This window comes from Uliginosibacterium sp. sgz301328 (genome assembly GCF_041807905.1).
GTDB lineage: Bacteria > Pseudomonadota > Gammaproteobacteria > Burkholderiales > Rhodocyclaceae > JBGVSA01.
This window is the reverse complement of sequence record NZ_JBGVSA010000010.1, coordinates 118,712-145,057: the sequence shown is the minus strand read 5'-3', so window position 1 is coordinate 145,057 and position 26,346 is coordinate 118,712. Positions and strand designations below refer to the sequence as shown.

Annotated in this window: 28 protein-coding genes; 6 read left to right on the top strand and 22 right to left on the bottom strand. The window is 64.2% G+C overall.

The genetic code is table 11. The annotated features are described in order from the left end of the window. Positions 1-19: 19 nt before the first annotated feature. The 5 genes from ACDA63_RS09890 to ACDA63_RS09870 form a co-directional block, all read right to left on the bottom strand. On the bottom strand, positions 20-328 hold the full coding sequence (locus tag ACDA63_RS09890; protein ID WP_373663066.1) for a DUF6506 family protein: 309 nt from the start codon (positions 326-328) through the stop codon (positions 20-22). Between the two features lie 136 nt (positions 329-464). Then, positions 465-1,361, bottom strand: a complete 897-nt coding sequence (gene cyoE / locus ACDA63_RS09885) for a heme o synthase (protein WP_373663065.1) — start codon at positions 1,359-1,361, stop codon at positions 465-467. Then, positions 1,358-2,401: a heme A synthase gene (locus ACDA63_RS09880; RefSeq protein WP_373663064.1), complete on the bottom strand. Its 1,044-nt coding sequence runs from the start codon at positions 2,399-2,401 to the stop codon at positions 1,358-1,360. Before ACDA63_RS09880 ends, cyoE begins: the two co-directional genes overlap by 4 nt. Positions 2,402-2,414: 13 nt before the next feature. Then, positions 2,415-2,969, bottom strand: a complete 555-nt coding sequence (locus tag ACDA63_RS09875; RefSeq protein WP_373663063.1) for a hypothetical protein — start codon at positions 2,967-2,969, stop codon at positions 2,415-2,417. Further along, positions 2,966-3,685 (bottom strand): SURF1 family protein, encoded by a 720-nt coding sequence (locus tag ACDA63_RS09870; protein WP_373663062.1) that lies wholly within the window; start codon positions 3,683-3,685, stop codon positions 2,966-2,968. Before ACDA63_RS09870 ends, ACDA63_RS09875 begins: the two co-directional genes overlap by 4 nt. Before the next feature lie 75 nt (positions 3,686-3,760). Between ACDA63_RS09870 and ACDA63_RS09865 the strand changes: the two genes are divergently transcribed. After that, a complete protein-coding gene (locus ACDA63_RS09865; RefSeq protein ID WP_373663061.1) occupies positions 3,761-3,964 on the top strand; it encodes a twin transmembrane helix small protein in 204 nt (67 codons plus the stop codon). 117 nt (positions 3,965-4,081) lie between these two features. Here the strand turns inward: ACDA63_RS09865 and ACDA63_RS09860 are convergent, their stop codons facing one another. The 6 genes from ACDA63_RS09860 to coxB all read right to left on the bottom strand — a co-directional run bounded on the left by ACDA63_RS09860 (position 4,082) and on the right by coxB (position 8,759). Further along, a complete protein-coding gene (locus ACDA63_RS09860) occupies positions 4,082-4,930 on the bottom strand; it encodes a cytochrome c oxidase subunit 3 (protein WP_373663060.1) in 849 nt (282 codons plus the stop codon). 54 nt (positions 4,931-4,984) lie between these two features. Beyond that, the gene (locus ACDA63_RS09855; protein WP_373663059.1) at positions 4,985-5,200 is read right to left on the bottom strand and encodes a DUF2970 domain-containing protein; all 216 of its coding nucleotides are present in this window, start codon (positions 5,198-5,200) and stop codon (positions 4,985-4,987) included. Then, complete coding sequence (locus ACDA63_RS09850) at positions 5,197-5,748, bottom strand: cytochrome c oxidase assembly protein (RefSeq protein WP_373663058.1); 552 nt, start codon at positions 5,746-5,748, stop codon at positions 5,197-5,199. The genes ACDA63_RS09855 and ACDA63_RS09850 overlap by 4 nt, the downstream gene beginning before the upstream one ends. Positions 5,749-5,752: 4 nt before the next feature. Continuing rightward, the gene (locus tag ACDA63_RS09845; RefSeq protein ID WP_373663057.1) at positions 5,753-5,860 is read right to left on the bottom strand and encodes a cytochrome oxidase small assembly protein; all 108 of its coding nucleotides are present in this window, start codon (positions 5,858-5,860) and stop codon (positions 5,753-5,755) included. A gap of 23 nt (positions 5,861-5,883) precedes the next feature. Beyond that, positions 5,884-7,509 carry a cytochrome c oxidase subunit I gene (gene ctaD, locus ACDA63_RS09840; RefSeq protein WP_373663056.1) on the bottom strand — a complete coding sequence of 542 codons (1,626 nt, stop codon included), beginning with the start codon at positions 7,507-7,509 and terminating at the stop codon, positions 5,884-5,886. A gap of 80 nt (positions 7,510-7,589) precedes the next feature. Then, complete coding sequence (gene coxB / locus ACDA63_RS09835) at positions 7,590-8,759, bottom strand: cytochrome c oxidase subunit II (protein ID WP_373663055.1); 1,170 nt, start codon at positions 8,757-8,759, stop codon at positions 7,590-7,592. Positions 8,760-9,223: 464 nt separating this feature from the next. On the opposite strand from coxB, the gene ACDA63_RS09830 reads away from it, so the two are divergent. After that, on the top strand, positions 9,224-9,874 hold the full coding sequence (locus tag ACDA63_RS09830; RefSeq protein ID WP_373663054.1) for a hypothetical protein: 651 nt from the start codon (positions 9,224-9,226) through the stop codon (positions 9,872-9,874). A gap of 29 nt (positions 9,875-9,903) precedes the next feature. Here the strand turns inward: ACDA63_RS09830 and ACDA63_RS09825 are convergent, their stop codons facing one another. The 5 genes from ACDA63_RS09825 to ACDA63_RS09805 form a co-directional block, all read right to left on the bottom strand. Further along, positions 9,904-11,190: a dihydroorotase gene (locus ACDA63_RS09825; RefSeq protein WP_373663053.1), complete on the bottom strand. Its 1,287-nt coding sequence runs from the start codon at positions 11,188-11,190 to the stop codon at positions 9,904-9,906. A gap of 5 nt (positions 11,191-11,195) precedes the next feature. After that, on the bottom strand, positions 11,196-12,167 hold the full coding sequence (locus ACDA63_RS09820) for an aspartate carbamoyltransferase catalytic subunit (protein ID WP_373663052.1): 972 nt from the start codon (positions 12,165-12,167) through the stop codon (positions 11,196-11,198). Continuing rightward, positions 12,160-12,660 carry a bifunctional pyr operon transcriptional regulator/uracil phosphoribosyltransferase PyrR gene (gene pyrR, locus ACDA63_RS09815; RefSeq protein WP_373663051.1) on the bottom strand — a complete coding sequence of 167 codons (501 nt, stop codon included), beginning with the start codon at positions 12,658-12,660 and terminating at the stop codon, positions 12,160-12,162. The genes ACDA63_RS09820 and pyrR overlap by 8 nt, the downstream gene beginning before the upstream one ends. Beyond that, positions 12,647-13,087, bottom strand: a complete 441-nt coding sequence (gene ruvX, locus ACDA63_RS09810; protein WP_373663050.1) for a Holliday junction resolvase RuvX — start codon at positions 13,085-13,087, stop codon at positions 12,647-12,649. Before ruvX ends, pyrR begins: the two co-directional genes overlap by 14 nt. Positions 13,088-13,168: 81 nt before the next feature. After that, positions 13,169-13,738, bottom strand: a complete 570-nt coding sequence (locus ACDA63_RS09805; protein WP_373663049.1) for a YqgE/AlgH family protein — start codon at positions 13,736-13,738, stop codon at positions 13,169-13,171. A 145-nt stretch (positions 13,739-13,883) separates the two neighbouring features. Here ACDA63_RS09805 and ACDA63_RS09800 point away from each other — a divergent pair, with 145 nt between their 5' ends. Further along, entirely contained in the window at positions 13,884-15,311 is a 1,428-nt protein-coding gene (locus tag ACDA63_RS09800) for a deoxyribodipyrimidine photo-lyase (RefSeq protein WP_373663048.1), read from the top strand. A 314-nt stretch (positions 15,312-15,625) separates the two neighbouring features. On the opposite strand, the gene ACDA63_RS09795 is transcribed toward ACDA63_RS09800, so the two are convergent. Continuing rightward, positions 15,626-16,072, bottom strand: coding sequence for a hypothetical protein (locus ACDA63_RS09795; RefSeq protein ID WP_373663047.1), 447 nt, complete (start codon positions 16,070-16,072; stop codon positions 15,626-15,628). Positions 16,073-16,079: 7 nt separating this feature from the next. Here ACDA63_RS09795 and ACDA63_RS09790 point away from each other — a divergent pair, with 7 nt between their 5' ends. After that, on the top strand, positions 16,080-17,519 hold the full coding sequence (locus ACDA63_RS09790) for a hypothetical protein (RefSeq protein ID WP_373663046.1): 1,440 nt from the start codon (positions 16,080-16,082) through the stop codon (positions 17,517-17,519). A 98-nt stretch (positions 17,520-17,617) separates the two neighbouring features. Here the strand turns inward: ACDA63_RS09790 and ACDA63_RS09785 are convergent, their stop codons facing one another. Beyond that, positions 17,618-19,300, bottom strand: a complete 1,683-nt coding sequence (locus ACDA63_RS09785; RefSeq protein ID WP_373663045.1) for a polysaccharide lyase — start codon at positions 19,298-19,300, stop codon at positions 17,618-17,620. 175 nt (positions 19,301-19,475) lie between these two features. Continuing rightward, entirely contained in the window at positions 19,476-19,787 is a 312-nt protein-coding gene (locus ACDA63_RS09780) for a high-potential iron-sulfur protein (protein WP_373663044.1), read from the bottom strand. Positions 19,788-19,985: 198 nt separating this feature from the next. Here ACDA63_RS09780 and ACDA63_RS09775 point away from each other — a divergent pair, with 198 nt between their 5' ends. Together ACDA63_RS09775 and ACDA63_RS09770 are read left to right on the top strand one after the other, a co-directional pair. Further along, positions 19,986-20,525, top strand: a complete 540-nt coding sequence (locus ACDA63_RS09775) for an O-acetyl-ADP-ribose deacetylase (RefSeq protein ID WP_373663043.1) — start codon at positions 19,986-19,988, stop codon at positions 20,523-20,525. Beyond that, a complete protein-coding gene (locus ACDA63_RS09770; protein ID WP_373663042.1) occupies positions 20,522-23,074 on the top strand; it encodes a diguanylate cyclase domain-containing protein in 2,553 nt (850 codons plus the stop codon). The genes ACDA63_RS09775 and ACDA63_RS09770 overlap by 4 nt, the downstream gene beginning before the upstream one ends. A 10-nt stretch (positions 23,075-23,084) precedes the next feature. On the opposite strand, the gene ACDA63_RS09765 is transcribed toward ACDA63_RS09770, so the two are convergent. The 3 genes from ACDA63_RS09765 to ACDA63_RS09755 form a co-directional block, all read right to left on the bottom strand. Beyond that, positions 23,085-24,590, bottom strand: a complete 1,506-nt coding sequence (locus ACDA63_RS09765; RefSeq protein WP_373663041.1) for a tripartite tricarboxylate transporter permease — start codon at positions 24,588-24,590, stop codon at positions 23,085-23,087. A gap of 67 nt (positions 24,591-24,657) precedes the next feature. Continuing rightward, positions 24,658-25,119: a tripartite tricarboxylate transporter TctB family protein gene (locus ACDA63_RS09760; RefSeq protein ID WP_373663040.1), complete on the bottom strand. Its 462-nt coding sequence runs from the start codon at positions 25,117-25,119 to the stop codon at positions 24,658-24,660. 102 nt (positions 25,120-25,221) lie between these two features. Further along, positions 25,222-26,187: a Bug family tripartite tricarboxylate transporter substrate binding protein gene (locus tag ACDA63_RS09755; RefSeq protein ID WP_373663039.1), complete on the bottom strand. Its 966-nt coding sequence runs from the start codon at positions 26,185-26,187 to the stop codon at positions 25,222-25,224. Between the last annotated feature and the right edge of the window lie 159 nt (positions 26,188-26,346).

Sequence of the window (26,346 nt, the reverse complement as noted above, 5' to 3'; positions counted from 1 at the left end):
GGAGATGCCGTGGTGGGGCTCAGCGTTGGAACAGCGCGTCGCCACTCCGGAAGTCGAATCCGGGGTGCGAGTCGAATCGCACCACGCCCACGGCGGCACGCCCCTTCACAGCCCTGGCGACAATGGCGGTGCCCTCGTGCCCGAAGCCGGCGCACAACTCGATGGCCACGATGCCCTGCTCGACCAGTTCGAGTGCCACTTCGCGCGCTTCCTCGTAGTCCTTCACGCCGACCACCGTCAGGCGCACCACGGGGGTGTCGACCACCGAGCGGTGCGCCGTCCGGTCCGCTTCGGGCGCGACGAAAATGAATGCTGCGTTGACCTTCATGGGACTTCCCTCTTTTCGACGAAAGTCCGCAACGCTACGGATCGCATGCGGCGACAGGCATGCGCGAGCGCAAGGCGGCCGGATGTTCAGAAATGCCCGAAGCCTGGCGTGCCAGGCGTGATGCGGCTTTGCGGTCCTATCTCAGATAGTGATCGACCAGCAGCGCCGCGAAGAGCAGCGACAGATACAGGATCGAGTACTTGAAGGTGCGGCGCGCCAGCGCGTCGCTGTAGTCGCGGTAGAGCTTCCAGGCGTAACCAATGAACACTGCATTGAGCGCCACGGCTGCAACCAGGTACAGCCAACCGGACATCTGCGTGGCAAACGGCAGCAGGGTCACGCCGCCCAGGATCAGGCTGTAGAGCAACACTTGCAGACGGGTGTATTCGGGACCGTGCGTCACCGGCAGCATGGGCAGGCCGGCGCGCTCGTATTCGCGCGTGCGGTACAGCGCGAGCGCCCAGAAGTGCGGCGGCGTCCACGCGAAGATGATCAGGAACAGCAGCAGCGCGTCGTGCGACACGTGCCCGGTGATCGCCGCCCAGCCGAGCACCGGCGGCATTGCGCCCGAGGCCCCGCCGATCACGATGTTCTGCGGCGTACGCGGTTTGAGAATGACCGTGTAGATGATGGCGTAGCCCACGAAGGTCGCCAGCGTCAGCCAGGCGGTGAGCGGATTGACGGCGTGATACAGCAATGTCAGCCCGGCCCCGCCCAGCACGCCGGACAACAGCAGGGTTTCGAGCGGGCCGATTTCGCCGCGCGGCAGCGGACGCGCACGGGTGCGCGCCATGACGCTGTCGATCTTCTGTTCGATGAGGCAATTGACGGCAGCGGCCGCCCCCGCCACGGCGCCGATGCCGAGCGTTGCCCACAGCACCGTGAGCATCGGCGGCAGGCCGTCGGGTTGCGCCAGGAACATGCCGATGACGGCGCAGAAAACGATCAGCGTGTTCACTCGCAGCTTGGTCAGCGCGAGATATGCGCGCAGATGCTGGCCAATGCTCAGCCTTTCGATGGACAAGGCCTTCATGCCCGGACTCCTTCAGAACCTGTACCCGATGCGGCGAGGCCGTGGTCGGAGCGCTGTGCGCCCTCGATGACCGGGCTTGCACGCAAGCGGTAATTGATCGACACCATCACGATGACCAGCAACGCGGCGCCCGCGTTGTGCGCCACCGCCAGCGGCAAGGGCAGGCTCAGCAGCACGTTGGCCATACCCAGCCCAATCTGCAGCAGCACCGCCGCCGCGAGCACGGCGCCAAGCGTGCGCTCGCCGCGCCGACGCAGCAGGGCGGCGGCAAAACCCAGCAGGAATACGCCCACCACGACGGCACCCACGCGGTGCGTCCAGTGGATTGCCTGCAAGGCGCCAAACGGCAGACGGTCGCCATCGGCCGTCATGCCCAGCTCGCGCACCAGGTGGAAGCCGTGATCGAAGTCCATGCCCTGCGGCACCCATTGCCCGCTGCAGGTCGGCAGATCGGTACACGCCATCGCCGCATAGTTGGTCGACACCCAGCCACCGAGCGCGATCTGCGCGACCACCAGCACCAGCCCGATACGCGCGGCGAGCGCGCGGCCCGAAGACACCGCGCGACGCGCCACGCCCGATTCGGCGTGCACGATCCACGTCAGCAGGCCGAGCACCGTCAGACCGCCCAGCAGGTGCGAACTGACGATGGCGGGTTTGAGCAGCAGGGTCACGGTCCACTTGCCAAGCAGGCCCTGGAACACCACCACCGCGACCAACGCGAACGGCAGCCAGGGCGCGATGCGCTGGCGGCGCCAACGGCGCCATGCCATGACCGCCAGTGCCACGATGAGCAGGCCCAGCGTGCTGGCGATGTAGCGGTGGGTCATTTCCTTCCACGCCTTGGGCATCGACACCCAGCCGTGCGGATCGGCGGCATGCTTTGCGGCGATTTCTTCTTCGGCGTGCGCGGGGCTGAGCTTGCCGTAGCAGCCGGGCCAGTCGGGACAGCCGAGACCGGCGTCCGAGAGGCGCACGTAGGCGCCGAAAACGACCACCACGGCGGTCAGCAAGAGTGCGATGAGAGCAAGGCGGCGCATCTTCAAAAACCTGTCATTTGCCCAGACTGGAGTACTTCAGCAGGCGCGACAGATCCTTGTTGAGCGCCTTGCCGTCGAGGGGTTCGTTGTAGCGGAGGACGAGATTGCCGAGCGGGTCGACCACCGCCACGCGGCCCATGCCGATCTGCGCCGCCAATGCCGCGTCGTGAACGCGAATGAGCTCAGTGTCGGGCGATGCCGCGCCTGCGTCGTCGCCTGCCACGACCGCAACACGCGCCACACGATGCATCTCCTTGGCCTGGAGCGTGCGCACCTGGCGCGTGAGATAAAGGGATTGTTCGCACGCTGCATCGCAGGCCGCCGGCATCGCCACGACCAGCACCCATTTGCCGTGCAGGGCTTCCGCCTGCGTGGCGGGCCACTGCACCGGCAGCGGCGGTTCGACCAACTGCCCCTGATTCGCCAGCGCCTGCGGCCGCCACAGGTAGAAAGCCGCGTACGAGGCCAGCACGGGCGCAAGGCACACCAGGAAGATCAACCACAGCGTGCGGCGCCCCGTCCTGCGGCGCGCTTCGACTGTGGTGTTATGCATCGTTGCGATGGTCATGTCTGCCTGCTACTCCCGATAGAGCCCGTTCTGAACAGGCTCTTGCGTACTGTCTTCCATCCGAACCACGCCGTCAGCCCGACCAGCACCGTCGCGAAAGCGAACCACTGGAAGGCATAACCGCGATGTGTGTCGATGCCGAAATCCGGTCGCGGCCAATCGCGCACAAGGCCATCGCCTGCCGCGCTTTCCTGCCGCACATACACGCGTGCCACGGGCTGACCGATCTCCTGCGCGGCGCGCGCCGGATCGATGCGTTGCCACACGCGCGGCTCGTCTTTCGACTCTCCCAGCGAGAATCCATGCGCCGGCTCCATGCCGAGCCCGGTGATGACGACTTCGCCATCGGGCGCGGGCACGACCGGCAATTGCCTGCGATCCGCGCCACCCGCAATCCAGCCGCGATCGACAATGACGATGCCCTTGCCATGATCGAGCAACAACGGTGTGAGCACGTCGAAGCCGGCGACCTGATCGCGTACGCGGTTGTCGAGGTACACCGTGCGCGCGTTCATCCACGTGCCACGCAATCCGACGCGCTGCCATGGCGCAACATCGCCGGCGCGATCGACGGCGAGCGGCAATCCGGCGGCGTCGAAGCGGGCCTGCAAAGCGGTCTTTTCGGCTGCGCGATGCAATTGCCATACACCGAGCCTGACGCACAGCAGCGCCAGGACAAAGCCTGCGGCGAGCGGTATTACACGGCGGATGCGCATACAGGTATTCCACGTGCGTGTGTGCGCCACATCGGACTACACTCTCGCATCCCGTTCATTCCGCGCCTTGCTGACATGCGCTACGTCGTCATTGCCCTGCTGGTCGCCATCTTCATCAGCCTGGCGTCCGGGCTCGTCTATCTCATTCGCGACAAGGGAGAAGGCACACGCACCGTGCGAGCGCTTACGTGGCGCGTCGGTCTGTCGGTGGTGCTTTTCATCTTGGTGGCGGTGGCCTACCGCATGGGTTGGATACATGGCCATCTGCTGGGGCGCTGATTATCTCAGATGAGGCCCGCTTTGCTCCCAAGAATCCATTTATCGGCCGATTAGGCAGTTCCTATCGGCCCTCCGCCTGTCCTGACTGTCGCCATGGGGCGACAGCCGGATACTGCATCACAGGATGTAGACCACCACGAACAGCAGCAGCCACACGTAATCCACGAAGTGCCAGTACCACGCGGCAGCTTCGAAGCCGAAGTGATGCTCGGCCGTGAAGTGCCCGCGCAACGAACGCACCAGCATCACGGTCAGCATGATGGCGCCGATGGTCACATGCAGACCGTGGAAGCCGGTCATCATGAAGAATGTCGAGCCGTACACGCCGGTGGTGAGCTTGAGCCCCTCGGCATAGGCGTGGTGATATTCGAAGGCCTGGCAGGCGAGGAAGATGACCCCGAGCACGATCGTCAGCGCCAGAAAGATATTGGTCTGCGCGCGCGAGTTCTTCTTGATGCCCCAGTGCGCGATGGTCAGCGTCACGGCCGATGTCACCAGCAGCGCGGTGTTGATCAGCGGCAGGCCGAACCAACCCATCTGGAGGAATTCTTCGCCCCTGTTATAGGGACCGGCGGTCGGCCACGCGGCCTCGTAGCCCGGCCAGAACAGGTGCTGCAGTTCGGTTCCGAGGTCAGGCACCGAGATCACCCGCACATAGAACAGCACGCCGAAGAAGGCTGCGAAGAACATCACTTCCGAGAAGATGAACCAGCCCATGCTCCAGCGGAAGGCGCGGTCGACCTGCTTGCCGTACTTGCCCGATTGCGATTCGTGGATGACCTGCCCGAACCAGCCGAAGAGCATGTAGAGCAGCACCGCGAAACCGAGCACGACGAGCGCCGGGCCGTGGTCGACCTTGTTCATCCACATGGCCGCGCCGCTGCCGAGCAGCAGCAGCGCGATCGATCCGAAGATCGGATAGCGCGACGGTGCGGGTACGAAGTACTTTTCGACTGTCTGGCTCATGCTGATCCCTCTGTGTCTCTCGTCAGTGCTTATGTTTTTGTCATTGCCGCGACGTTACGAGGCCGCGTTCATCACCACCAGCTTGACCACCGCCACGATCACCAGCACGAACACCACGCCGCCGACGATGCCGGCGATGATCACGTGCAGCGGCTTCAGTTGCGCCGCGTCGCGCTGGTAGTCGCTCTTGCGGCGGATGCCGGCGAACGACCACAGCACGGCGCGGATCGTCGCCAGCAGGCCCGGCGGTCTGTCGTGCTGCTCGCTCATCCTTCGCGCCCCTTTGCTGCGCCGGCCGTGCCCGCGACCTCGAAGAAGGTGTACGACAGCGTCACCGTGTTCACCTCGCCCGGCAGGGCGCGATCGATGGTGAACACCACCGGCATGACGCGCTTCTCGCGCGGCGCCAGCGTCTGCTGGGTAAAGCAGAAGCAGTCGAGTTTCTTGAAGTGCAGGCCCGCCACCTGCGGCCCGTAACTTGGCACGGCCTGCCCGGTGACCGGGCGATCGAGCGTGTTTTCCACTTCGTAGTCGACGCGCACCAGTTGGCCCGGATGCAGCGTCATGCTGGTCTTGAGCGGCTTGAAGCGCCACGGCATGTCATGCGTGTTGGCGTCGAACTCCACCGTCACGATGCGCGAGTCGTCCACCTGTGTGTTGCGCACCTCGTCGGCGCTATCCAGGCGATTGATGCCGGCGATCTCGCAGATCTGTTTGTAGAACGGCACCAGCGCGAAGCCGAAGCCGAACATGCCGATGGCCGCGATGACCAGGCGGCGGAGCAGGCGACGGTTTTCGGCGGCGCGTTCGTCGACCATGGCGTCACTGCCCGAACAGCGCGATCTTGACGATGATGCCGACGAAGAACGCCAGCGCGATGCTGGCGAGGATCACCAGCATGCGGATGTTGCGGGCGCGATTGGGTGCCATGCTGCAGGCCTCCATCATGTCGTTCAGTGATGCGCGCCGTGCGCGACCGGGTCGAAGGTCGGCGGCGTCTCGAAGGTGTGATGCGGCGCCGGCGAGGGCACCGTCCATTCCAGTCCTTGCGCGCCTTCCCAGGGACTGGCTGCGGCCTTCTCGCCGCCACGGATGCACTTGATCACGATGTACAGGAAGAACACCTGCGACAGCCCGAAGCCGAAGGCGCCGATGGTGGCGATCTCGTTGAAGTCCGTGAATACCGGGTTGTAGTCGGGCACGCGACGCGGCATGCCGGCCAGCCCGAGGAAGTGCATCGGGAAGAAGGTGATGTTGAAGAAAATGATCGACGCCCAGAAGTGCCAGCGGCCGAGCTTTTCGTCGTACATGTGGCCAGTCCACTTCGGAATCCAGTAGTACGTGCCGGCGAACAGCGCGAACAAAGAACCCGCCACCAGCACGTAGTGGAAGTGCGCCACCACGAAGTAAGTGTCCTGGTACTGGATGTCGGCCGGCGCGATGGCGCACATCAGGCCGGTGAATCCACCCATGGTGAAGACGAAGATGAAGCCAACGGCGAACAGCATCGGCGTCTCGAAGGTCATCGAACCGCGCCACATGGTGGCGATCCAGTTGAACACCTTCACCCCCGTGGGCACGGCGATCAGCATGGTGGCGTACATGAAGAACAACTGCGTCGGCGCCGGCATGCCGGTGACGAACATGTGGTGCGCCCACACCACAAACGACAGGATGGCGATCGATGCCGTGGCGTACACCATCGACGCATAGCCAAAGAGCGGCTTGCGCGCGAAGGTGGGGATGATCTGCGAGACGATCCCGAAGGCCGGCAGAATCATGATGTACACCTCGGGGTGCCCGAAGAACCAGAACACGTGCTGGTACAGCACGGGGTCGCCACCGCCTGCGGCCGAGAAGAAACTCGTGCCGAAGTGGCGGTCGGTCAGCACCATCGTCACCGCACCGGCGAGCACCGGCATCACGGCGATCAACAGATAGGCGGTGATCAGCCAGGTCCAGGCGAACATCGGCATGCGCATGAGCGTCATGCCCGGCGCACGCATGTTCAGGATCGTCACCACGATGTTGATGGCGCCCATGATGGAGGATGCGCCCATGATGTGGATGGCGAAGATCGCCATGTCCATGCCCATGCCCATCTGCACCGACAGCGGCGCGTAGAGCGTCCAGCCCGCGGCGGTCGCCCCGCCCGGCACGAAGAACGAGCCGATGAGCAGGATCGCCGCCGGCGGCAGCAGCCAGAAGCTCCAGTTGTTCATGCGCGCGAAGGCCATGTCGGATGCACCCAGCATCAGCGGCAGCATCCAGTTCGCGAAGCCGACGAAGGCCGGCATGATCGCGCCGAACACCATCACCAGCCCGTGCATGGTGGTGAGCTGGTTGAAGAATTCCGGATGCACCAGTTGCAGGCCAGGCTGGAAGAGTTCGCTACGGATCGTCAGCGCCATCACGCCCCCCGAGAGGAACATGATGAAGCTGAACACCAGGTACATCGTGCCGATGTCCTTGTGGTTGGTGGTAGTGATCCAGCGCATCAGCCCGGAGGGGGCGTAATGATGTTCGTGGTCGTGCGCGTGCTCGTGTCCCAGGGTCGCTTCAGGGGTAACGGCGCTCATGTCTCAACTCCTGTCGGATTCCGTGTGCCGCGCGAGTCGGGCTCACACCGCTCGCGCCGATCAATCTTGGGTAGCGGTGCTTATTGCGCCGTCTTGATTTCCACGCGGCGGCCGGCCCGGCCGTCGCCTCCTTCGGTCACCAGTGCGGGCGGCTGCATGACGATGCGGTTCTCCGCCACGCCATCGGCGACGAGGGTGTCGCGCACGGCCACAGCGCGGTTCTTGGCCAGCTCCTGGTTCTTGTCGAGACGGCCGGTCTTGTCGGTGTAGCCGGTGATGGTCACGCGGGCATCGGCGTTGGCGGCAAGCCAGTCGGCGGCCACGCGGATCGCTGCCTTGCCGGCGTCGTCGAGACGATCCTTGCTGCTGTCGAAGTAGACGCTGGCCGGCAGCGCTGCGGCCTGCACCTGTGCGGGCGCAGCGATCGGGGCCGACGCTGCGGCGCCGGCAGCGGCCATCTGCCCGGCCACCCATTCGCGATACTTCGATTCGGACAGTACGTGCACTTCGATCGGCATGAAGCCGTGGTCCTTGCCGCACAGTTCGGCGCAGTTGCCGCGGAAGATGCCTTCGCGGTCGGCGCGGAACCAGGTGTCGCGGATGAAGCCGGGAATGGCGTCCTGCTTGACGCCAAAGGCCGGCACCCACCACGAGTGGATGACGTCCTGCGCGGTGGTGAGGATGCGCACCTTCTTGCCCACCGGCACGACCAGCGGATTGTCGACTTCGAGCAGGTAGTTGTCGCCCTTCCATTCGCCGCGGTCGATCTGCGCACGTGGCGTGGACAGCGTCGAAAAGAAGTGGATGCCTGCGCCTTCACCCTTGATGTAGTCGTAGCTCCACTTCCACTGGTAGCCGGTGGCCTTGATGGTGATGTCGGAGTTGGAGGTGTCCTTCATCGCCAGCACGGTCTTGGTGGCGGGCCACGCCATGCCGAGCAGGATCAGCACCGGCACGATCGTCCAGGCGATCTCGACGGTGGTGTTTTCGTGGAACTGGGCGGCCACCGCGCCTTTCGACTTGCGGTGGGCATACACCGAATAGAACATCACGCCGAACACGGCGATGAAGATCAAGAGGCAGATGATCAACATGAACGTGTGCATGTTGTAGATCTGCTCTGCGATGTGGGTCACCGGTTGCTGCAGGTTGAAGCGACTGTTCGTCGTCGCACCGGTTTCCGCCAGACTTGCCTGGGCGCCAAGGATGCCCAGCGCAAAAAATGCTGCGCGTGCTGCCATCGTTCTCATGTCTCTGCCACCCGGGATAGCCCGCGGCGACGAGGTGAAGCACATCTCGTCGCAACGAGGACTTCTACGTGTTTCGTTTTTATTGATCCGCAGGTGTCCCTCTCTGTACCGACACCCTGCGGCTGCTCTGCCGACGCTTATGTGCGGCGAGCCTCACCAAGCGTCGAAATGGTGCCACAGGCGGCCGAATACCAGCAAGAACATTGCGGCTAATCAACGACTATCGTTTAGCGATGTGTTGGCTATCGCACGCCAGACGAGGCGCCGCACACAGACGCGCGCGCGACCCCATGCCGGGTGCATGAGCCACCGGCGCCTTTGGGCGGAGACGCGCGGCGCCGTGTCGAGCGGCTTTACATCGAGCCGGCCGACACTCCACTAACTATCTGTTTCGATTGAAAATCGCGCATCGGCACGGATGCTGTATCCGGTGCGCCGTCCCTTCATCGCTGGGAGATGCCGATATGAGAATCCTGCTGCGTGCGGTATTCGCGCTGCTGATCACAACTGGCCTGACCAATGGTGCCCACGCCGTGGCGGTTACGCCGGGCACCCAATACACCTATTACATCGGCGCCAATGCGGTGGCCAACGTCATGTCGGTCGCCGCGACCTTCGATGGTCTGCCGACCGCATTCCTGCGCAACGGGCTTGATCTGGCGCTCAACGAGAGTCAGACCGACCTGGGCAGCGGCAATTGGCTGATCACACTGGCGCTTACGTCGCGGGGTGATATTTTCCCCGGCGCGGCCGACGTCAGTCTGCTGGGCATGGGGATCGCGGGCGATGGGCTCGATCTGACCAGCGCCTTTCGCCTCGACGACGCGCGCATACAGTTCATCACCGACGAAGGACAAACGCTCCAGACGGGCAATCTGGCAGCGTTCTTCCCCGAGTACTTCGGCTCACCATGGAACGGAGATTTCGGTCTCGGCATCCTGTTTTCGACGGGTAACGTCGGCGACCGCGGCATAACCGAAATCCGCATGCTGTTCTCGGTGTCGCCTTTCCTCGCCGTACCGGAGCCGACCGCATTGGCTCTGGTGTGGGTCGGCCTGCTGGCCCTGTGGAAACACAACGGCGCCCGTACGGGCGCCGTGCGATTGAAGCGATAAACACGCCAGCGGCCCGGGCGGGCGCCCGGTCAGCGCGCGTTAGCCTCGTACATGACGCGGCCTTCGACGATGGTGTGGCGAACCTGCCCGGTCACGGGCAAGCCGAGGAACGGCGTGTTCTTGCCCTGGCTGCGCAGCGAGTCGCGCGACAGCAGGCGCTCGGTGCGCGGATCGAAGATGCAGACGTCTGCACGCGCGCCCGGCGACAGGTGCCCGCCGCGCTTGATGCCCATGATGCTGGCTGCGTCCGAGGTGATGCGGCCGATCGCGTCGATCAGCGGCACTTTCATTTCTTCCGCCCACTTCAGCGTCAGCGGCAATAGCAACTCCAGCCCCGTGGCGCCGGCTTCGGCCTCGCCGAATGGCGCCAGCTTGCTGTCGTCATCGACCGGTGTGTGATCCGAACACACCGCATTGATGGCGCCGCTTGCCAGTCCCGCACGCAGGGCCTCGCGATCGCGCTGACTGCGCAGCGGCGGTACGAGGTGGCACAACGGGTCGAAGTAACCGATGTCGATGTCGCACAGGTGCAGGTGATGGATGGCAACGTCGCAGGTCACGTCCAGCCCTTCGGCGCGGGCGCGCTCGATCATGGCCAGCCCGGCAGCCGACGACACGCGCGTGACGTGCAGCTTGGCGCCGGTGGTGCGTGCCAGTTGCAGGTGCGTGGCCAGCGCCACGGTTTCGGTTTCGACCGGAATACCCGTCAGGCCCATGCGCGAGGCGACCTCGCCGTCATGCGCCACACCGCCCTTGCCCAGGTACGGATCGATCGGCTGCAGCCACACGCGAAAACCGAAGGTTGCTGCGTACTGCATCGCGCGCAGCAGGACCTGCGTGTCCTTGAGCGGGTTGTTGGCCTGGCTGAACGCCACGCAGCCGGCTTCGACCAATTCGGCCATCTCGGTGATGCGCTCGCCCTTGAGGCCCACGGTCAGCGCGCCGACCGGATAGACGTGCGCGCAATTCAGGTTCTTGGCGCGGAAGCACAGCATTTCGACCAGACCCGGCTCGTCGAGCACGGGCTCGGTGTCCGGCGGGCACGCGAGGCTGGTGACACCGCCGGCCATGGCGGCATGCATTTCGGATTCGAGCGTGGCGCGGTATTCGAAACCCGGTTCGCGCAGGCGCGCGGCCAGATCGATGAGGCCCGGTACGACGACCAGCCCAGCGGCGTCGATCGTGCGTTCGGCCACGAAGCCGGCCGGCGCGCTGCCCAGGGCGGCAATGGCCTCGCCCGCGATGAAGACGTCCTGCACCTTGTCGGTACGGTTGGCCGGATCGATGACGCGGCCGTTCTTGATATGGATATTCATTCTCTTCAGCTCCCTGCCAGCATGCTCATGACCGCCATGCGCACCGCGATGCCGAAAGTGACCTGCGGCAGGATCACGGCACTCTTGCCGTCGGCCACGGCCGAGTCGATTTCCACGCCACGGTTCATCGGGCCCGGGTGCAGCACGATGGCGTCCGGCTTGGCGACGGCGAGCTTTTCTTCGGTCAGACCGAAGATCTTGTAGTACTCCTGGCTGGACGGCAGCAGCGCGCCCTGCATGCGTTCGTTCTGGAGGCGCAGCATCATGACCACATCCACGCCGCGCAGGCCTTCCTTCATGTCGTGGAAGACGCGCACGCCCATGCGTTCGATATCGGAAGGCAGCAGTGTCTTGGGGGCGATGACGCGCACTTCGGGCACGCCCAGCGTGGTCAGCGCGGCGATCTCGGAACGTGCCACGCGCGAATGCAGCACGTCGCCCACGATGGCCACCGTGAGGTTGGTGAAGTCGCGCTTGTAGTGGCGGATCGTATACATGTCGAGCAAGCCCTGTGTCGGGTGCGCGTGGCGCCCGTCGCCGGCGTTGACCACGTGGATGTGGTGGCGGCCGGTGGCTTGCAGATGTTGTGCGATGAGGTACGGCGCGCCGCTCGTGGCGTGGCGCACGACAAACATGTCGGCCTGCATCGCGCACAGGTTGTCGACCGTATCGAGCAGGGTCTCGCCCTTGTTGGTCGACGAGGTCGCCACGTTCAGGTTGATGACGTCCGCCGACAGACGCTTGGCGGCGATTTCGAACGTGGTACGCGTGCGCGTGCTGTTTTCGAAGAACAGGTTGAACACGCTTTTGCCGCGCAGCAGCGGCAGCTTTTTGATTTCGCGCTCGGCCACTTCGGTGAAGGGTTCGGCCGTGTCGAGAATCTGGTTCAGGATGTTCTTGGGAAGTCCATCGAGCGTGAGCAGGTGCTGCAACTCGCCGTCGGCATTGAGCTGCGGGTTGCGCGCGGGATTATTCATGGAGGAGCCTCAGCGAAAAGAGTCCGGCTTCGTCCTGTGACAGGGCAAGGCTGGAGCCGGCGGGAAGCGGGTGCGACAGGGTGTGTGCGCAGTAACGGGCGCCGATGGGCAGTTCGCGCTCGCCACGATCGACCAGCACCGCCAGATCGATGCGCGCCGGGCGGCCGTAGTCGAACAGTTCGTTGAGCGCGGCGCGCGTGGTGCGCCCGGTGTAGAGGACGTCATCGACGAGGATGATCGAACGGCCTTCGACGTCGAACGGAATGTCCGAGCGCTGGGGCTTGCCGTGCAGGCCGCGCGAGCCGTAGTCGTCGCGATAGAAAGCCACGTCGATGGTGCCCAGCGGCTGGGTGATGCCCAGCTCGCGATGCAGGTATTGAGCAAGCCACACGCCGCCGGTGTGGATACCGACGAGCGCGGTATCGGGCGTCAGCGTGGGACGGATGAGGTCCACCAGGTGGCGGGCCAGCAGGTTGGCGTCAAGTTGTTCCATGGCTGTCCAGGTAACTCTGAAGAATGCGCTGGGCCGCCAGCGCGTCGAGGTGCTGCTTGCGTTCGCGCCAATCGCGCATGCGCCCGCCGCCCGCGTGGCCGACTTCGCGCAACATGTCCTCGGCCTCGGCCGAAGACAGGCGCTCGTCGACAAGATCCACGGGCAGGCCGAAGCGGCCATTGAGCTGATTGGCGAAGCGCCGGCAGCGCGCTGTCATGTCGTGCTCGGCGCCATCCATGGCCAGCGGCAGACCAACCACCAGCCGGCCGGGGCGCCATTCATCGATGAGCTTGGCAATGGCCGCGAAACGCGGCGCGGCCGCCTCGCCGGCAATCGTCGTCAACGGCTGGGCGAGGCCGGTTTCGGTCTCGCCGACCGCCACACCGATACGGGCCGTGCCGAAATCGAAGCCGAGCAGGGTCGTCACCGGGGCCCTCCCGGCGGCAGCCCTGCAATAGCGGAAAAGATAGCGGCGGCGCGGCGGCGCGATAGGGCGAAGGCGGCGCCCTCACGCATGTCCGGCGACGTCCGAGAGGTTGGTGAAATCGATGCCGAGCAACTGCATCGCTGCACCCAGCCGCTCTTCGGGCGGCAGGTTGAAGATGATGTCGCCGTCGGCCGGTACGGTGAGCCAGGCGTTCTGGGCGAGTTCTTCTTCGAGCTGGCCGGCGGTCCAGCCTGCGTAGCCGAGCGAAATGAGGATTTCACGTGGCTCGCCCTGGCTGCCGACCGACTGCAGGATGTCTTTCGAGCTGGTCAGCGCGATGTCGCTATTGACGCGCAGGCTCGACTGCCAGTCGCCCGCCGGTCGATGCAGCACGAAGCCGCGATCGGTCTGCACGGGGCCGCCGAAATACACCGGCAGATCGGCAAAACCGTCGGACTCGAGCGACAGCTCGACGCGCTCGAACAGCCCCTGAACCGTCAGGTCGATCGGGCGGTTGACGATGACTCCCAGCGCTCCGTCCTCGTTGTGCTCTGCCACGTAGGTCAGCGTGCGGGAGAAATTCGGATCAACCATCGAGGGCATGGCGATCAGGAAATGATGGGTGAGGTTGACGTTTTTCACGGTGTGCATTTTAGCCTTCCTCGACGCCCTCCGGCAGACCGCGGCCTGCAAGAGTGCTGCAAATTGAAACCGGCGCGAATGCCGGCCGCGCCCCGCTTGACGCCCGGCGCCGATGCGCTAGGGTGGGCGGCCCATCGAGAAGCGTACCGCCCGCATGCCCGATCCGACCGATACGCCAGCCCTGGTCTGGTTCCGCCGCGACCTGCGCGACGACGACCACGCCGCGCTCTACCTGGCCTTGCGCAAGCACGCCCGGGTGTTCTGCGCGTTCGTCTTCGACACCGATATCCTCGATGCGTTGCCTCGGCGCGATCGACGGGTGGAGTTCATCCGCGAATCGCTGGTCGAGCTGGACGCCAGCCTGCGCGCCAGCGGAGGTCAGTTGATCGTGCGCCATGGCAAGGCGCGCGAGCAGATCGTGCGGCTTGCCGTCGAGCTGGGCGTGGGCGCGGTGTACGCCAACGGTGACTACGAGCCGGCCACCATCGAACGCGACGCCGACGTTGCCCGCAGCCTGTTCGATGCGGGCATCGGTTTCGTGAGCAGCAAGGATCAGGTGATCTTCGAGAAAGACGAGATCCTGACTCAGTCCGGCCGGCCGTTCGCCGTATTTACGCCGTATCGCAATGCGTGGCTGCGCAAGGCCGATGCGTTCTTCCTGTCGAGCTGGCCGGTGCACCGATACCGCCACCGGCTCGCGCCGCCGATCGATCATGCTGGCGTGCCGACGCTGCAAGACATCGGCTTCGAGCCCACCAACCTGCGCGAGCTTGCCCTGCCCTGCGGCATGCACGGCGCCGCCGCGACATGGACGGACTTCCAGCGGCGCATCGATCGCTACCATGAGCTGCGGGACTTTCCGGCCAGAAAGGGCGTGTCGTACCTGTCCGTCCACCTGCGCTTCGGCACCCTCTCGATCCGCGAACTCGCACGATTCGCGTGGCAGCGGGACTCCGAAGGCGCCCGCGCGTGGCTGTCCGAACTGATCTGGCGCGACTTCTATCAGCAGATCCTCTACCACCATCCGCACGTGGTCGCGCGAGCCTTCCGGCCGGAATACGACAGCGTCCAGTGGCTGGACAACGAAGCTCACTTCCGGGCCTGGTGCGAGGGGCGCACGGGATACCCGATCGTCGACGCGGCCATGCGCCAGTTGAATCAGACCGGCTACATGCACAACCGGCTGCGCATGATTACCGCAAGCTTCCTGACCAAGGACCTCGGCATCCACTGGCTGCGCGGCGAGCGCTATTTTGCGCAGCAGCTCAACGATTACGATCTGGCGGCCAACAACGGGGGCTGGCAATGGGCGGCATCGACCGGCTGCGACGCGCAGCCATGGTTCCGAATCTTCAATCCCGTCACCCAATCAAGAAAATTCGATCCCGACGGCGACTTCATCCGCCGCTACGTGCCTGAACTGACGGGGGTTTCGGGAAAGGTCATTCACGCTCCGTGGGCCGGCCCAGGGACTTCAAGCAGCCTGTTCGACACACGAGCGTACCCGCCGCCCATCGTTGATCACGACGCAGCCCGCAAAGCGTGCCTGGCCCGCTTCTCTCGTCTCAAGCCCCACGCATAGGGGGCCACACGGGGCGCAGTGCGGAACGATGGGAACAGCCCAGGGGGCTGACCGCCTTCTTTGGTTGCAGTCCCTGCCGCCCGCCGCGGAATCCCGAAGACTCTGACGTCAGTTTTTTATCCAGCGCTCGCCAGAACATTCTCCTGCCCGCAGGCAATCGCGAGAGAGGCGAGCTATCTCAATTGATGATCCACAACGCTGCCAGGTTTGCGCGACTTATCTGATTGTCATCCATTGTGACCGGAACCATTCTTGCCTCGTTCCGGCAAACAGCGGGACAGCAAAAAGATCAAGGAGACAACGATGGCAACCATTCACCCACGTATGCTGGCGATGCTCGCCTGCGCCGTGATGACCCTTTCGGCATGCGGCGGAGGCGACGGCAATAACGACGATCCGCCCAGCACACCGTCCTCTTCAAGCAGCAGCGTGGCGAGCAGCAGTGATGCGTCGAGCGCTTCGAGCGATGCTTCGTCGTCGAGCTCGCAGGCATCCAGCACCAGCAGCGCACACTCGTCGGACAACAGCTCGACGAGCTCCACGTCGTCCGCCAGCAGTTCGTCTACGTCGAGCAGCGCGACATCCAGCTCGTCGGTGTCATCGAGTTCTTCAAGCAAGACCAGCAGCTCGAGCAGCATGTCGAGCACCGCGAGCTCAAACTCGTCCAACGCGTCGTCGAATTCCTCCGACGCATCATCGTCGAGTACGACGTCCAGCTCAGCGAGTTCGCCCACACCGTCTTCAAGCTCGTCCTCCAGCACTCCGAGTGTGCCGACGGGACTGAGCGTCTACAACGTCGACGGCTACGCGGCCCTCGGCACCAAGGTCACCGGCGGGGGTGTCGTCGCCGAGACCGACGCGACCTATCGCAAGGTCACCACGCCAGCCGAATTCATCGCCGCCATCACGGCGGCCAAGATCGGCACCAAGCCAGCGCCGGTGAAGGTCATCGAGATCATGAACGACCTGAATCTCGGCACGATCGAATCGGGGCTGCCTATCAGCGGTCCGTACCGCGCCCAGAAAACGCAGCCGCAGATCCATCCCGAGCTGATACTGACCGGCATGAGCCTGATCGACATCCAGAAGATCGACGGACTCACGATCTTTTCCAAGAACGGCGCCACGCTGCGCCACGGCGAGTTGAACCTGAAGGATGTGAACAACGTCATCATCCGCAACCTCAAGTTCGACGAAGCCTGGGAATGGGACGAAGCCACCAAGGGCGACTACGACAAGAACGACTGGGACTACATCACGCTGGGCGACGGTACGGCGGCCACCAAGGTGTGGATCGACCACTGCACGTTCTACAAGGCGTACGACGGCATCGTTGATATCAAGGGCGGCTCCAGCGGCATCACCATCTCGTGGAGCGAAATCCTCGGCGGCGACAGCCGCGGCGGTGCGTTCATCAAGGCGCAGATGGATTACCTCGAAGCCAACAAACCGACGATGTACAAGAAACTGCGCGACAACGGCCTGACGCAAGACCAGATCACCCAGGTCACCCGCACGGTGAAGAAGGGACACCTTATTGGGGCCACGGCGAAAGATACGAAGAACAACAGCCTGCAACTGACGCTGCACCACAACTACTACCAGGATCTGCAGGACCGCATGCCGCGCCTGCGGGGCGGCGACGTGCAGGTGTTCAACATCTTTGCCGACAGCAGCAATGCTCGCGTCATCAAGTCCTGGCTGGATCCGATCATTGCCGGCAGCGCCGCGCTCACGAAGGACTTCACCGGCACGGGCTCGTACCACTTCGGCATTACTTCGAACGGCACGATCTCGACCGAAAGCGGCGTTATCGAAGTCGACAACAGCCTGTACGTCGGCGTCCTGACACCGCTGCGCAACAACCAGACCAATCCGAGCGACGCCACCTACACGGGCTCGATCATCGCGCGCAACACGCAGCACGAACTGCTCGCCGCTGACATGCCGGACGCCTCGCAGCAGAGCACCTATGCCGCACAGGGCCAGACCTGGGCCGTATGGAAGGGCGACAGCGCGGATTCGACCAGCACGCTGGGGCCCGTTCAGGCGCCACCGATCTACCTGAGCTACAAGAACGCTCCGCCCAATCCGATCGCCATGCACCAGCCGACCGAATTGCGGGCCGTGCTGCACACTGGCTCGGAACCGGCCGGCGCGGGCAAGATCACGCTGACGACGGCGCAGTGGCTCAATTCGGAGAACTGACGAGATAGGGCTGCGAACTCCCGGGCACTGTCGGGAGCGCGAAAAAAATGGCCGGCATGTGCCGGCCATTTTTGTTTGCGGCGAAACGCCGTGTGGCATCAGAACGATGCGTTGGTGTAGCCCGGCGTGACGACGATATTGTCGAAGCGCGCGGCGGACGGCGTCTGCGGCTCCCAGGTCAACGTCGGGAAGATCGCCGGATTCTTCTGCGATGCGCACAGCTCGTCGAAGCGCGCCTGCGTCAGGTTCGGGTACGACGGCATCGATCCGAGGCAGGTCAGGCGCTTGGTCTCGTTGCCACCGAAGAACGTGCTGAAGAACACCGCGTTGACCCACGTTGCCTGCGTGTCCGGCACCGTGCCCGGACACGTGCCGTTGCACTCGTCGCGCAGGGCCACGTTCGGATAGACCAGCAGACGCTTGTCGGTTCCGCTGGCATTCTTGATCGCGAGGCTGACCTCACCGTTGCCGGACACGGGGATCGGGTCGCCCTGACTATCGAGCACCAGGTTGCCGCTGCCGTCGCGCTGGTAGACCACCGAGTTGTTGTCATTGACCTTGACCGACAGGCGGATGGTGTACCACGTGCCCGGAGTGAAGCGGAACTTGCCGTTGTTCGGGATCTGGCCCGGCACTTCATACGGCGCATCGCCATCGACAGCGTCGATCATGCGGTCGATGCCGCAGTTGCCGGACGGACGGCTCTGGTCGTACGAATACAGCTCGACTCGACCATTCGCGCGCCACATCAGTCGCACGCTCCAATTGGTGCCTTGCCGCTTGGCGTTGCCGTCTTCGGTGCAACCGCTGTCGAAGGCCTTCGATGCCAGGCCCGGCAGCTTGCCGCCCTTGGCGAAGTCGAAGCCCGGTTCGAAGTACACGTCATACGTGAGCGTGTAGGACTTCGACGGCACCGGTGCATTGGTGTCCTTGCCGCTGTCGTTGGTCGTGCCATCGATCGGCAGATTGGCCTGCGTCACGTCGGTCGCGGTGTTGGTGATGCCGGTGCCCGAGGGCGTCCAGTCGATGACACCGTTGGTCGTGGTGAACACCGGATTGGCCGGCGGCTGCTTGTGGATGCCGTCCGCGTGACGGTAGACCACGCGATAGCAGTTGGAGCTATCCGGACCGCATGACGCCGTGATCAGCGCGTTCTCGGGGTGGGCCTTGATCTTGGAACTGTCGATGTTGTTGGTCCAGATCGCGCCGGTGGTCAGCGAGTTGAAGGTCTGCTTGTAGGCCGGAGCCACCGAACTCGAACTGCTCGACGAACTGGACGACACGCTCGACGACGAGGACGACGAGACCGAAGAACTGCTCGAACTGGAACTGGACGCCACCGAGGACGACGAGCTCGAACTGCTGCTCGAACTGGACGAACCGCCCACCGGCACGCCGCCGACCAGGAAGGTGCACGGCGAACCGTTGATCACGCAGTTGGCCAGGTTGGCGGCGTTGAACGTGCCGTTGGCCGTAAAACCGAAGCTGGCGGTCTTGCCCGGATTGATCGTCCCGTTGAACGACACGTTGGTGAAGGTGTAGGGATCGGTGCCGCTCTTGTTGGCACTGTAGAAGCTCTTGAGCGAATTGCCGAGGGTGAAGCTCAGCGACCAGCCGTTGATGGTGGAACCGGTATCGTTCGTGATGACGACATCGGTCGTGTAGTTGGCGCTGCCCGTACTCTTCATCTGGAAGTCGACGGTCACTGCATGGGCCTGGCCAGCAAGCGCCAGGACCATCAGTGAACCGCAGAACCGCCCTATCGGACTTGTGATTTTCATGCTGTCTCCTCCATGGGATAGCGGGCCTGTGAAGCGCCCGCGGCGGAGTAAAACGTTAAACAGCATGAACTTCCACTAGGAAGTTTTCTTACACGTAAACCTTTATGTTAAAACGAATATACGATCAGTTAATCGTTTTACTCGTTTTGCCGATCGTTTTGGTGATTCGGACAAATCAACGCCTCAGCACGTGAGCGGCGCACCAACCTTTGGCAGCAACCTGCTTGCCGCCGAAAGCCGAGCACGGGCCCCATGCATCGGTCGGCTTGCCTGCGAACAACTGGCAATTGGCACAGGTGTCGCCGGCCTTGTAGTTGGCGTATTTCTTCTTGTCGACCTTGGCAACGTCTTCCTTGTAGCCCAGGGCCACCGCCGTCGGGTCGGTCTCGGCCACCTTCGCCGCCTGTGCGCTCGCGCTGCGGCTTCCTAGCAGACCCAGGCCGATGACGGCCGGCACAACGGTCATGAAACGACGACGTTTGTTCATTCTTTTCACCCTTTTTGCTACATGTTGGAGCCGTTACCTTATACGAGGTGAGCAATCCGGGCACGCATCAAGCCCACATCCGGATTTGATGGTAATCAAATGCAAAATGCACCCCAAGGCGCTGGACGGCGCTTGCCGAAATCGGCGGCAGCCCTCAGCATCGGGGCCGCCGTCGGCATAGCTGCTGGGAGTTCGACCATGACAAGCCTGCATGCACTCATTGCGGACATCACCACGCTCAAGGTAGATGCGATCGTCAACGCCGCCAATTCGAGCCTGCTCGGCGGCGGGGGCGTCGACGGGGCCATCCACCGCGCCGCCGGCCCCGGCCTGCTGGCGGAATGCCGCCTGCTCGGCGGTTGCCGCACAGGTTCGGCCAAGCTGACAGGCGGTCATGACCTGCCCGCGCGGCATGTCATCCATACGGTGGGGCCCGTCTGGCAAGGAGGCCGCCATGGTGAAGCCGAGCTGCTGGCCGCCTGCTACCGCAACAGTCTTGAGCAGGCCGAGGCGCACCGCCTCCACAGCATTGCATTTCCGTGCATCAGCACCGGCGTTTATGGCTATCCGGCAGACGAGGCGGCCGTCATCGCAGTGCGTACGGTACGCGGCTTCGTCGACGCCGGCTGCACGCTGACGGACGTGCTCTTCTGCTGTTTTTCCGAGACCAACCTGGCCTTGTATCAGGCGCTGCTGAACGGCCCTCCTGATCCCGCGGCCAACGAGCGATCGAGATGACCGCGTCCAGCAAGCAGCCGCTCCCCTCCGCCCGCGTCGTCACGCGACCGCGTCGGCTCGACCTGGCCACCTGGATTCGCATGGGGGCGGTACTTACGGTGCTGGTCACAGTGATTCCGCTGCTGATCGTGGTGGACCGCTTTGCCAAGCATTACGCCGAACGGCAGGCCGTCGAGTCGCTCGACCAGATCGCCAGTGAACTCCGCGACGGACTCGACCGCGGCATGTTCGAGCGCTACGCCGAGATCGTGCGCATCGCCAGCGCCGACACCATCGTGCACCGCGACGTCCCCGCACGCGTGCAACGCATGCTCGAACGCCTGCAGGCCACGCTGCCGATTTATGCATGGATCGGCGTCGCCGATACCGACGGCGTCGTACAGGCGGCCACCGGCGGCTTGCTCAATGGCGCGGATGTGAGTGCGCGGCCGTGGTTCAAGGCCGGGGCGATCGCGCCTCATGTAGGCGATGTGCATGAGGCCGGTCTGCTCGCTTCGTTGTTGCCGAAGCGAGACGAGCCTTGGCACTTCGTCGACATCTCGGCCCCGATCCGCCTGGCCGACGGCACGCTGGTCGGCGTGATCGGCGCGCATCTGTCGTGGAACTGGGCATCGCAGCTCGAAAAGGAGCTCATCGAGAACGAGCGCATCAGGCGCGGCGCGGACGTGTGGATTGTCGACCGCAGCGGCGCGGTGCTGCTCGGACCGCCCGACCAGAAGATGACGCACATCGACGTTGGCGCGATGCGCCACAAGGAGCACGGCCCTGAGCAGTTGTTCGTCACCTGGCCGGACGGCCATCGCTACGCCACTGCCGTGAGCGACACGCTCGGCTACATGTCTTATCCGGGCCTGGGCTGGACGGTGGTGGTGCGCCAGCCCGAATCGGTCGTCTATGTGGAATTTCGCGAACTGCAGGCGCAACTGGTCATGACGGGGGCGCTGGTGTGTACGGTGTTCTTCCTGCTTGCGACGGTGTTCGCGCGCGGGCTGGCACGCCCGCTCAACGAACTCTCGCGGGCGGTCGAACGTTATACGGCGGGCGAACATGACATCGAGATCCGCCGGCAATCGAATTACCACGAGTCCTTCGTCCTGTCCGACGCGATCATCCAGATGATCGACACCGAAAGGCAGCACACACGCGAGCTCGCCGCGCTCAATGCCTCGCTCGAACAGCGCGTCGAAGAACGCACCGAAGCACTCCACGAAGCCAACGAACATCTGGCGCGCGCACTCATCGAGCGCGGGCAGGCGGAAGACGCGGCGCTGCGCAGCGAAGAGCAGGTGCGCGACATTCTGCGCAATGCCAACGTCGCGTGCATCACGGTCGACGAGCAGCACCGCATCACCTCGTGGAACCTGCAGGCGCAGTACACCTTCGGCTGGATGGCAAGCGAAGTGATGGGCGAACGCCTCACAGACCTGGTCGTGCCGCCTGCCTGTCGCAAGGACTACGACCAGTTGCTGCGCCACGCGCTGGTGGACAGGGGCGATCGGGCCATGGATACGCCGCGCCGCGAACTCAAGTTGCTCAGGCGCGATGGCGCGGAGTTCATCGGCGAGGTCGCGACGTCAGTGGTTCGTCGCGGCAGTACGGTGATCATCACCGGCTTCGTGCATGACATCAGCGAACGCAAGGAAGCCGAGCGCGCCCTGCGCGAGAGCCAGAGGCGGCTCAAGACGATTACCGACAACCTGCCAGTGCTGATCGGTTACGTCGACACCGATCTGCGGTATGGCTTCGCCAATCAGGCGTACCACACCGTCTTCGGCATCGATCCGGCCGACATCATCGGACGCAAGGCGCAGGAAGTGCTCGTGCCCGACACGATGGCACGCGTGGCGCCCTACATGGATCGCGCCGGCGCGGGCGAGCAGGTGCAGTTCGAGAACGTGATCGCCATGGATGGCACCGAGCGCTATCTGCTGACGACCTACATCCCGCACGTAGATGAGGCGACCGGCAAGGTGCTCGGTTTCTACACGATGGGCGTCGACATCACCGAGCGCAAGCAGCTCGAACTACGGCTCGAAGAGCAGGCCATGCAGGACCCGCTTACCGGCCTGCCCAACCGGCGCGCGTTCATGGAGCGCCTGCCGCAGGCGATGGCGCGCGCCCGTCGATGGGGCAAGCCATGCGCGTTGATGTTCCTCGACCTGGACGGTTTCAAGAATGTGAACGACACGCTCGGCCACGAAGCGGGCGACGAATTGCTGCGCCAGTTCGCCGTGCGTCTTCTGGAGAACGTGCGCCAGACGGACACCGTCGCGCGGCTCGCGGGGGACGAATTCACGGTGCTGCTCGAATCGCTCGGCGACGGCATCGACGACGCGCGCGAAGTCAGCCGCCACATCGTCGAAGCAATGACGCAGCCCTTCCACATCGCGGGCCAGCAATTGACGATGACGACGAGCATCGGCATTTCGCTCTATCGCCCGGACAGCGGCTATAACGCCGACCACTTGCTGGCCGCCGCAGACGAAGCGATGTACGCCGCCAAGCGCGCAGGCAAGAACGGCGTGCAGCTCGCGCCCGAAGAGGCCTGAGCGCCGGCGCTCAGTCTTCCTCGACGAACACGACCTCGCGACCGCGCTTGATCGCCGGCACAAGCACGGCGATCAGTAGCAGCGCGGCCATCGCCAGCAGCGTGGCCGAGATCGGGCGCGTGATGAATACGGTCGGGTCCCCGCGCGACAACGACAGCGCGCGACGAAGGTTTTCTTCCAGCATCGGCCCCAGAATGAAGCCCAGCAACAGCGGCGCCGGTTCGCACTCCAGACGATGGAAGATGTAGCCGAGCAGCGCGAAGGGCAGCGTCAGCATCACGTCGAACAGGTTGTTCTGGATGCCGTACACACCGATCGCGCAGCACACCAGGATGCACGGATAGAGCAGCCGGTACGGCACGCGCAACATGCGGATCCAGATACCGATCAGCGGCAGGTTGAGCACCAGCAGAATGGCGTTGCCCACCCACATCGACGCGATCAATCCCCAGAACAGCGCGGGGTCGGTGTTCATCACCTGCGGGCCGGGCTGGATATTGTGAATGGTCATCGCGCCGATCATGAGCGCCATCACCGGGTTGGGCGGAATGCCCAGCGTCAGCATCGGGATGAACGAGGTCTGCGCACCGGCGTTGTTGGCGGACTCGGGGCCGGCCACGCCTTCGATGGCACCACGACCGAATTCCTGCGGCGTGCGCGAGAGCTTTTTCTCCAGCGAGTACGACGCGAAGGACGACATCAGCGCGCCGCCGCCCGGCAGCACACCGAGGATCGATCCGAGCAGCGTTCCGCGCACGACGGCGGGCGCCGCGCGGCGCATGTCGGTGCGCGTAGGCCAAAGGCTGGAGACCTTCTGCAGACTGGCCTCGCCCGCCTCGGCCTGTTCGAGGTTACGGATGATCTCGGCGAAGGCGAACAGGCCCATCGCCACCACCACGAAGTTGAAACCATCGGACAGTTCGGGCACGTCGAATGCAAAACGTTGTACGCCCGAATTGACATCGGTGCCGACCATGCCGAGCAGTAGTCCCAGCACGATCATGGCGAACGCCTTGAGCAGCGAACCATGCGCCAGGACCACCGCGCCGACCAGGCCCAACACCATCAGCGACACGTATTCGGCGGAGCGGAAACTCGTGGCGAATTCCGAAAGCGGAGTGGCGAAGGCCGCGATGAGGATCGTCGCCACCGTGCCAGCAAAGAAAGATCCGAGCGCAGCGATCGCCAAGGCCGCCCCCGCCCTGCCCTGCTTCGCCATCTGGTACCCGTCGAGACAGGTCACCACCGACGACGACTCGCCCGGCAGGTTCACGAGGATCGCCGTGATCGAGCCGCCGTACTGCGCGCCGTAATAGATGCCGGCCAGCATGATCAGCGCCGACACCGGCGACAGCGCATACGTCAGCGGCAGCAACATGGCGATGGTCGACACGGGCCCCAGCCCGGGCAACACGCCGACGGCAGTGCCGAACAGCGCGCCGATGAAGCAGTACATGAGGTTATTCAGCGTCAGCGCAGTTTCGAAACCGAGCGCCAGATGGTTGAGCAAGTCCATGATCAGGCCGAGGCAAGAGAAGCGCGTTCGCGGACGCGCGAAAGATCAAACACGATGAGCCGATGCGTCAGAACCGTGGCCACACGTTGAGCGGCAATTTGAGTCCGTAGGCGAACACCAGCACGGCCACCACCGTCAGCGCGATCGCGGCGACGAAGGCCTCGATCCAGTGCGGCTTGCGCTGCCCGGCCGTCGACACCATCACCAGCGCCCAGGACGCCAGGGCCAGTCCGCCTTTTTCAAGCAGCAGCGCGAATACCGCGATGGCCGCACAGATCGCCAGCAGCGGGCGCAGCGGAAAGCCGCGCAGCAGGCCTGCCGTCACCGGGGCACGCGCGCCCACCGCGAACACGGCAATGCCGAGCAGGACCAACACGCCGCCGAGCATGCGCGGGAAGAACCCCGGCCCCATGCGGGCGGCGGTGCCCATGTCATAAGCACCGGCACCAATGACAAAGGCAAGGCCGAAAAGGACGAATACGATTCCCGCAAGGGTGTCGCGGTTACGGGCGGGCAATAAGGTTTTCATGGCGGACACGGATGCGCGGGTAGCGCGCCGGAATGCGCGCAACACACACGCGGAAAAGGAATACGGACGGCAGGGTGAATGCGTCACCCTGCCGGTACATCATCAGTCGACCTTGGCGCCCGAGCGCTTGACGACCGGCGGCCAGTGGGTGAATTCGGCCTTCATCAACGCGGCGAACTCTTCCGGCGAGCCGCCAGCGGGCTCTGCACCGGCCGCTAGCAGCTTATTGCGGACATCGGGTTGCGCGAGGATCTGATTGATCGCGCGATTCAGGCGCGTGACCACATCCTTGGGCATGCTGGCCGGCGCAAGGAAGCCATTCCAGGTTGTCGCGTCGAATCCGGGGAAGCCCTGCTCGGCCACCGTCGGCACATCCGGCAAGGCAACCGAACGCTTGCCGTTGGACACCGCGATCAGCTTGACCTTGCCCGACTTGACCAGCGGCTGCACGTTCGACAACGCGGCAAAACCCATCTGCACTTCGCCCGCAGCCAATGCCTGCGCGGCGGGCGGGCCGCCGTTGAACGGCACGTGCAGCATGTACAGGCCGGCTTCCATCTTGAGCATTTCCATCGACAGGTGCGACAGCGAGCCGTTGCCGACAGAGGCATAGTCGAGCTTGCCGGGACGCGCCTTCACGTAGGCGATCAGTTGCTTGAGATTCGACACGCCCAGATCGCTGCGTACCGCCAGCACGTTGGGCTGCGTGGCGGCCAGGATGACCGGCTGGAGATCCTTGGCGGGGTCGTAGGGCAGTTTGGGGAACAGCGAAGGCGCGACCGTCAACGGGCCGTTGTAGCCGAGCAGCAGCGTGTGGCCGTCGCGCGCCTTGGCCACGACGTCGGCACCGATCGTGCCGCCGGCGCCGGCGCGGTTTTCGACCACGACCGGCTGGCCGAGCGAATCCTTGAGCCTGTCGCCGATCACGCGGGCAACGATGTCGACCGAACTGCCCGCCGGCGTCGGCACGACGATGCGAACGGGTTGCGACGGCCAGTTCTGGGCGTGGGCTGACGACAGCAACCCCGCCGCGGCGATGGTCGCAGCAACCATGCGCAGAATTTTCATGTTCGTGACTCCCTATTTGTCTTTATCGTGACAGATGCGCTGTGGCGGCGATGATAGCAGCTTGAGCGAGGCTCGCCGCCAATACGGCGGGCAAGCGGCGGCATGTCGGGCAAACTCTGGCACCGCGATCGGCCGATTCCGTTAAGCTAGGCACTCCCC

Excerpts from the sequence above, each read along its gene's own strand:
- ACDA63_RS09890 (WP_373663066.1), bottom strand. The coding sequence starts at position 328 with ATGAAGGTCAACGCAGCATTCATTTTCGTCGCGCCCGAAGCGGACCGG.
- cyoE (WP_373663065.1), bottom strand. The coding sequence starts at position 1,361 with ATGAAGGCCTTGTCCATCGAAAGGCTGAGCATTGGCCAGCATCTGCGC.
- ACDA63_RS09880 (WP_373663064.1), bottom strand. The coding sequence starts at position 2,401 with ATGCGCCGCCTTGCTCTCATCGCACTCTTGCTGACCGCCGTGGTGGTC.
- ACDA63_RS09875 (WP_373663063.1), bottom strand. The coding sequence starts at position 2,969 with ATGACCATCGCAACGATGCATAACACCACAGTCGAAGCGCGCCGCAGG.
- ACDA63_RS09870 (WP_373663062.1), bottom strand. The coding sequence starts at position 3,685 with ATGCGCATCCGCCGTGTAATACCGCTCGCCGCAGGCTTTGTCCTGGCG.
- ACDA63_RS09865 (WP_373663061.1), top strand. The coding sequence starts at position 3,761 with ATGCGCTACGTCGTCATTGCCCTGCTGGTCGCCATCTTCATCAGCCTG.
- ACDA63_RS09860 (WP_373663060.1), bottom strand. The coding sequence starts at position 4,930 with ATGAGCCAGACAGTCGAAAAGTACTTCGTACCCGCACCGTCGCGCTAT.
- ACDA63_RS09855 (WP_373663059.1), bottom strand. The coding sequence starts at position 5,200 with ATGAGCGAGCAGCACGACAGACCGCCGGGCCTGCTGGCGACGATCCGC.
- ACDA63_RS09850 (WP_373663058.1), bottom strand. The coding sequence starts at position 5,748 with ATGGTCGACGAACGCGCCGCCGAAAACCGTCGCCTGCTCCGCCGCCTG.
- ACDA63_RS09845 (WP_373663057.1), bottom strand. The coding sequence starts at position 5,860 with ATGGCACCCAATCGCGCCCGCAACATCCGCATGCTGGTGATCCTCGCC.
- ctaD (WP_373663056.1), bottom strand. The coding sequence starts at position 7,509 with ATGAGCGCCGTTACCCCTGAAGCGACCCTGGGACACGAGCACGCGCAC.
- coxB (WP_373663055.1), bottom strand. The coding sequence starts at position 8,759 with ATGAGAACGATGGCAGCACGCGCAGCATTTTTTGCGCTGGGCATCCTT.
- ACDA63_RS09830 (WP_373663054.1), top strand. The coding sequence starts at position 9,224 with ATGAGAATCCTGCTGCGTGCGGTATTCGCGCTGCTGATCACAACTGGC.
- ACDA63_RS09825 (WP_373663053.1), bottom strand. The coding sequence starts at position 11,190 with ATGAATATCCATATCAAGAACGGCCGCGTCATCGATCCGGCCAACCGT.
- ACDA63_RS09820 (WP_373663052.1), bottom strand. The coding sequence starts at position 12,167 with ATGAATAATCCCGCGCGCAACCCGCAGCTCAATGCCGACGGCGAGTTG.
- pyrR (WP_373663051.1), bottom strand. The coding sequence starts at position 12,660 with ATGGAACAACTTGACGCCAACCTGCTGGCCCGCCACCTGGTGGACCTC.
- ACDA63_RS09805 (WP_373663049.1), bottom strand. The coding sequence starts at position 13,738 with ATGCACACCGTGAAAAACGTCAACCTCACCCATCATTTCCTGATCGCC.
- ACDA63_RS09800 (WP_373663048.1), top strand. The coding sequence starts at position 13,884 with ATGCCCGATCCGACCGATACGCCAGCCCTGGTCTGGTTCCGCCGCGAC.
- ACDA63_RS09785 (WP_373663045.1), bottom strand. The coding sequence starts at position 19,300 with ATGAAAATCACAAGTCCGATAGGGCGGTTCTGCGGTTCACTGATGGTC.
- ACDA63_RS09780 (WP_373663044.1), bottom strand. The coding sequence starts at position 19,787 with ATGAACAAACGTCGTCGTTTCATGACCGTTGTGCCGGCCGTCATCGGC.
- ACDA63_RS09775 (WP_373663043.1), top strand. The coding sequence starts at position 19,986 with ATGACAAGCCTGCATGCACTCATTGCGGACATCACCACGCTCAAGGTA.
- ACDA63_RS09770 (WP_373663042.1), top strand. The coding sequence starts at position 20,522 with ATGACCGCGTCCAGCAAGCAGCCGCTCCCCTCCGCCCGCGTCGTCACG.
- ACDA63_RS09765 (WP_373663041.1), bottom strand. The coding sequence starts at position 24,590 with ATGGACTTGCTCAACCATCTGGCGCTCGGTTTCGAAACTGCGCTGACG.
- ACDA63_RS09760 (WP_373663040.1), bottom strand. The coding sequence starts at position 25,119 with ATGAAAACCTTATTGCCCGCCCGTAACCGCGACACCCTTGCGGGAATC.
- ACDA63_RS09755 (WP_373663039.1), bottom strand. The coding sequence starts at position 26,187 with ATGAAAATTCTGCGCATGGTTGCTGCGACCATCGCCGCGGCGGGGTTG.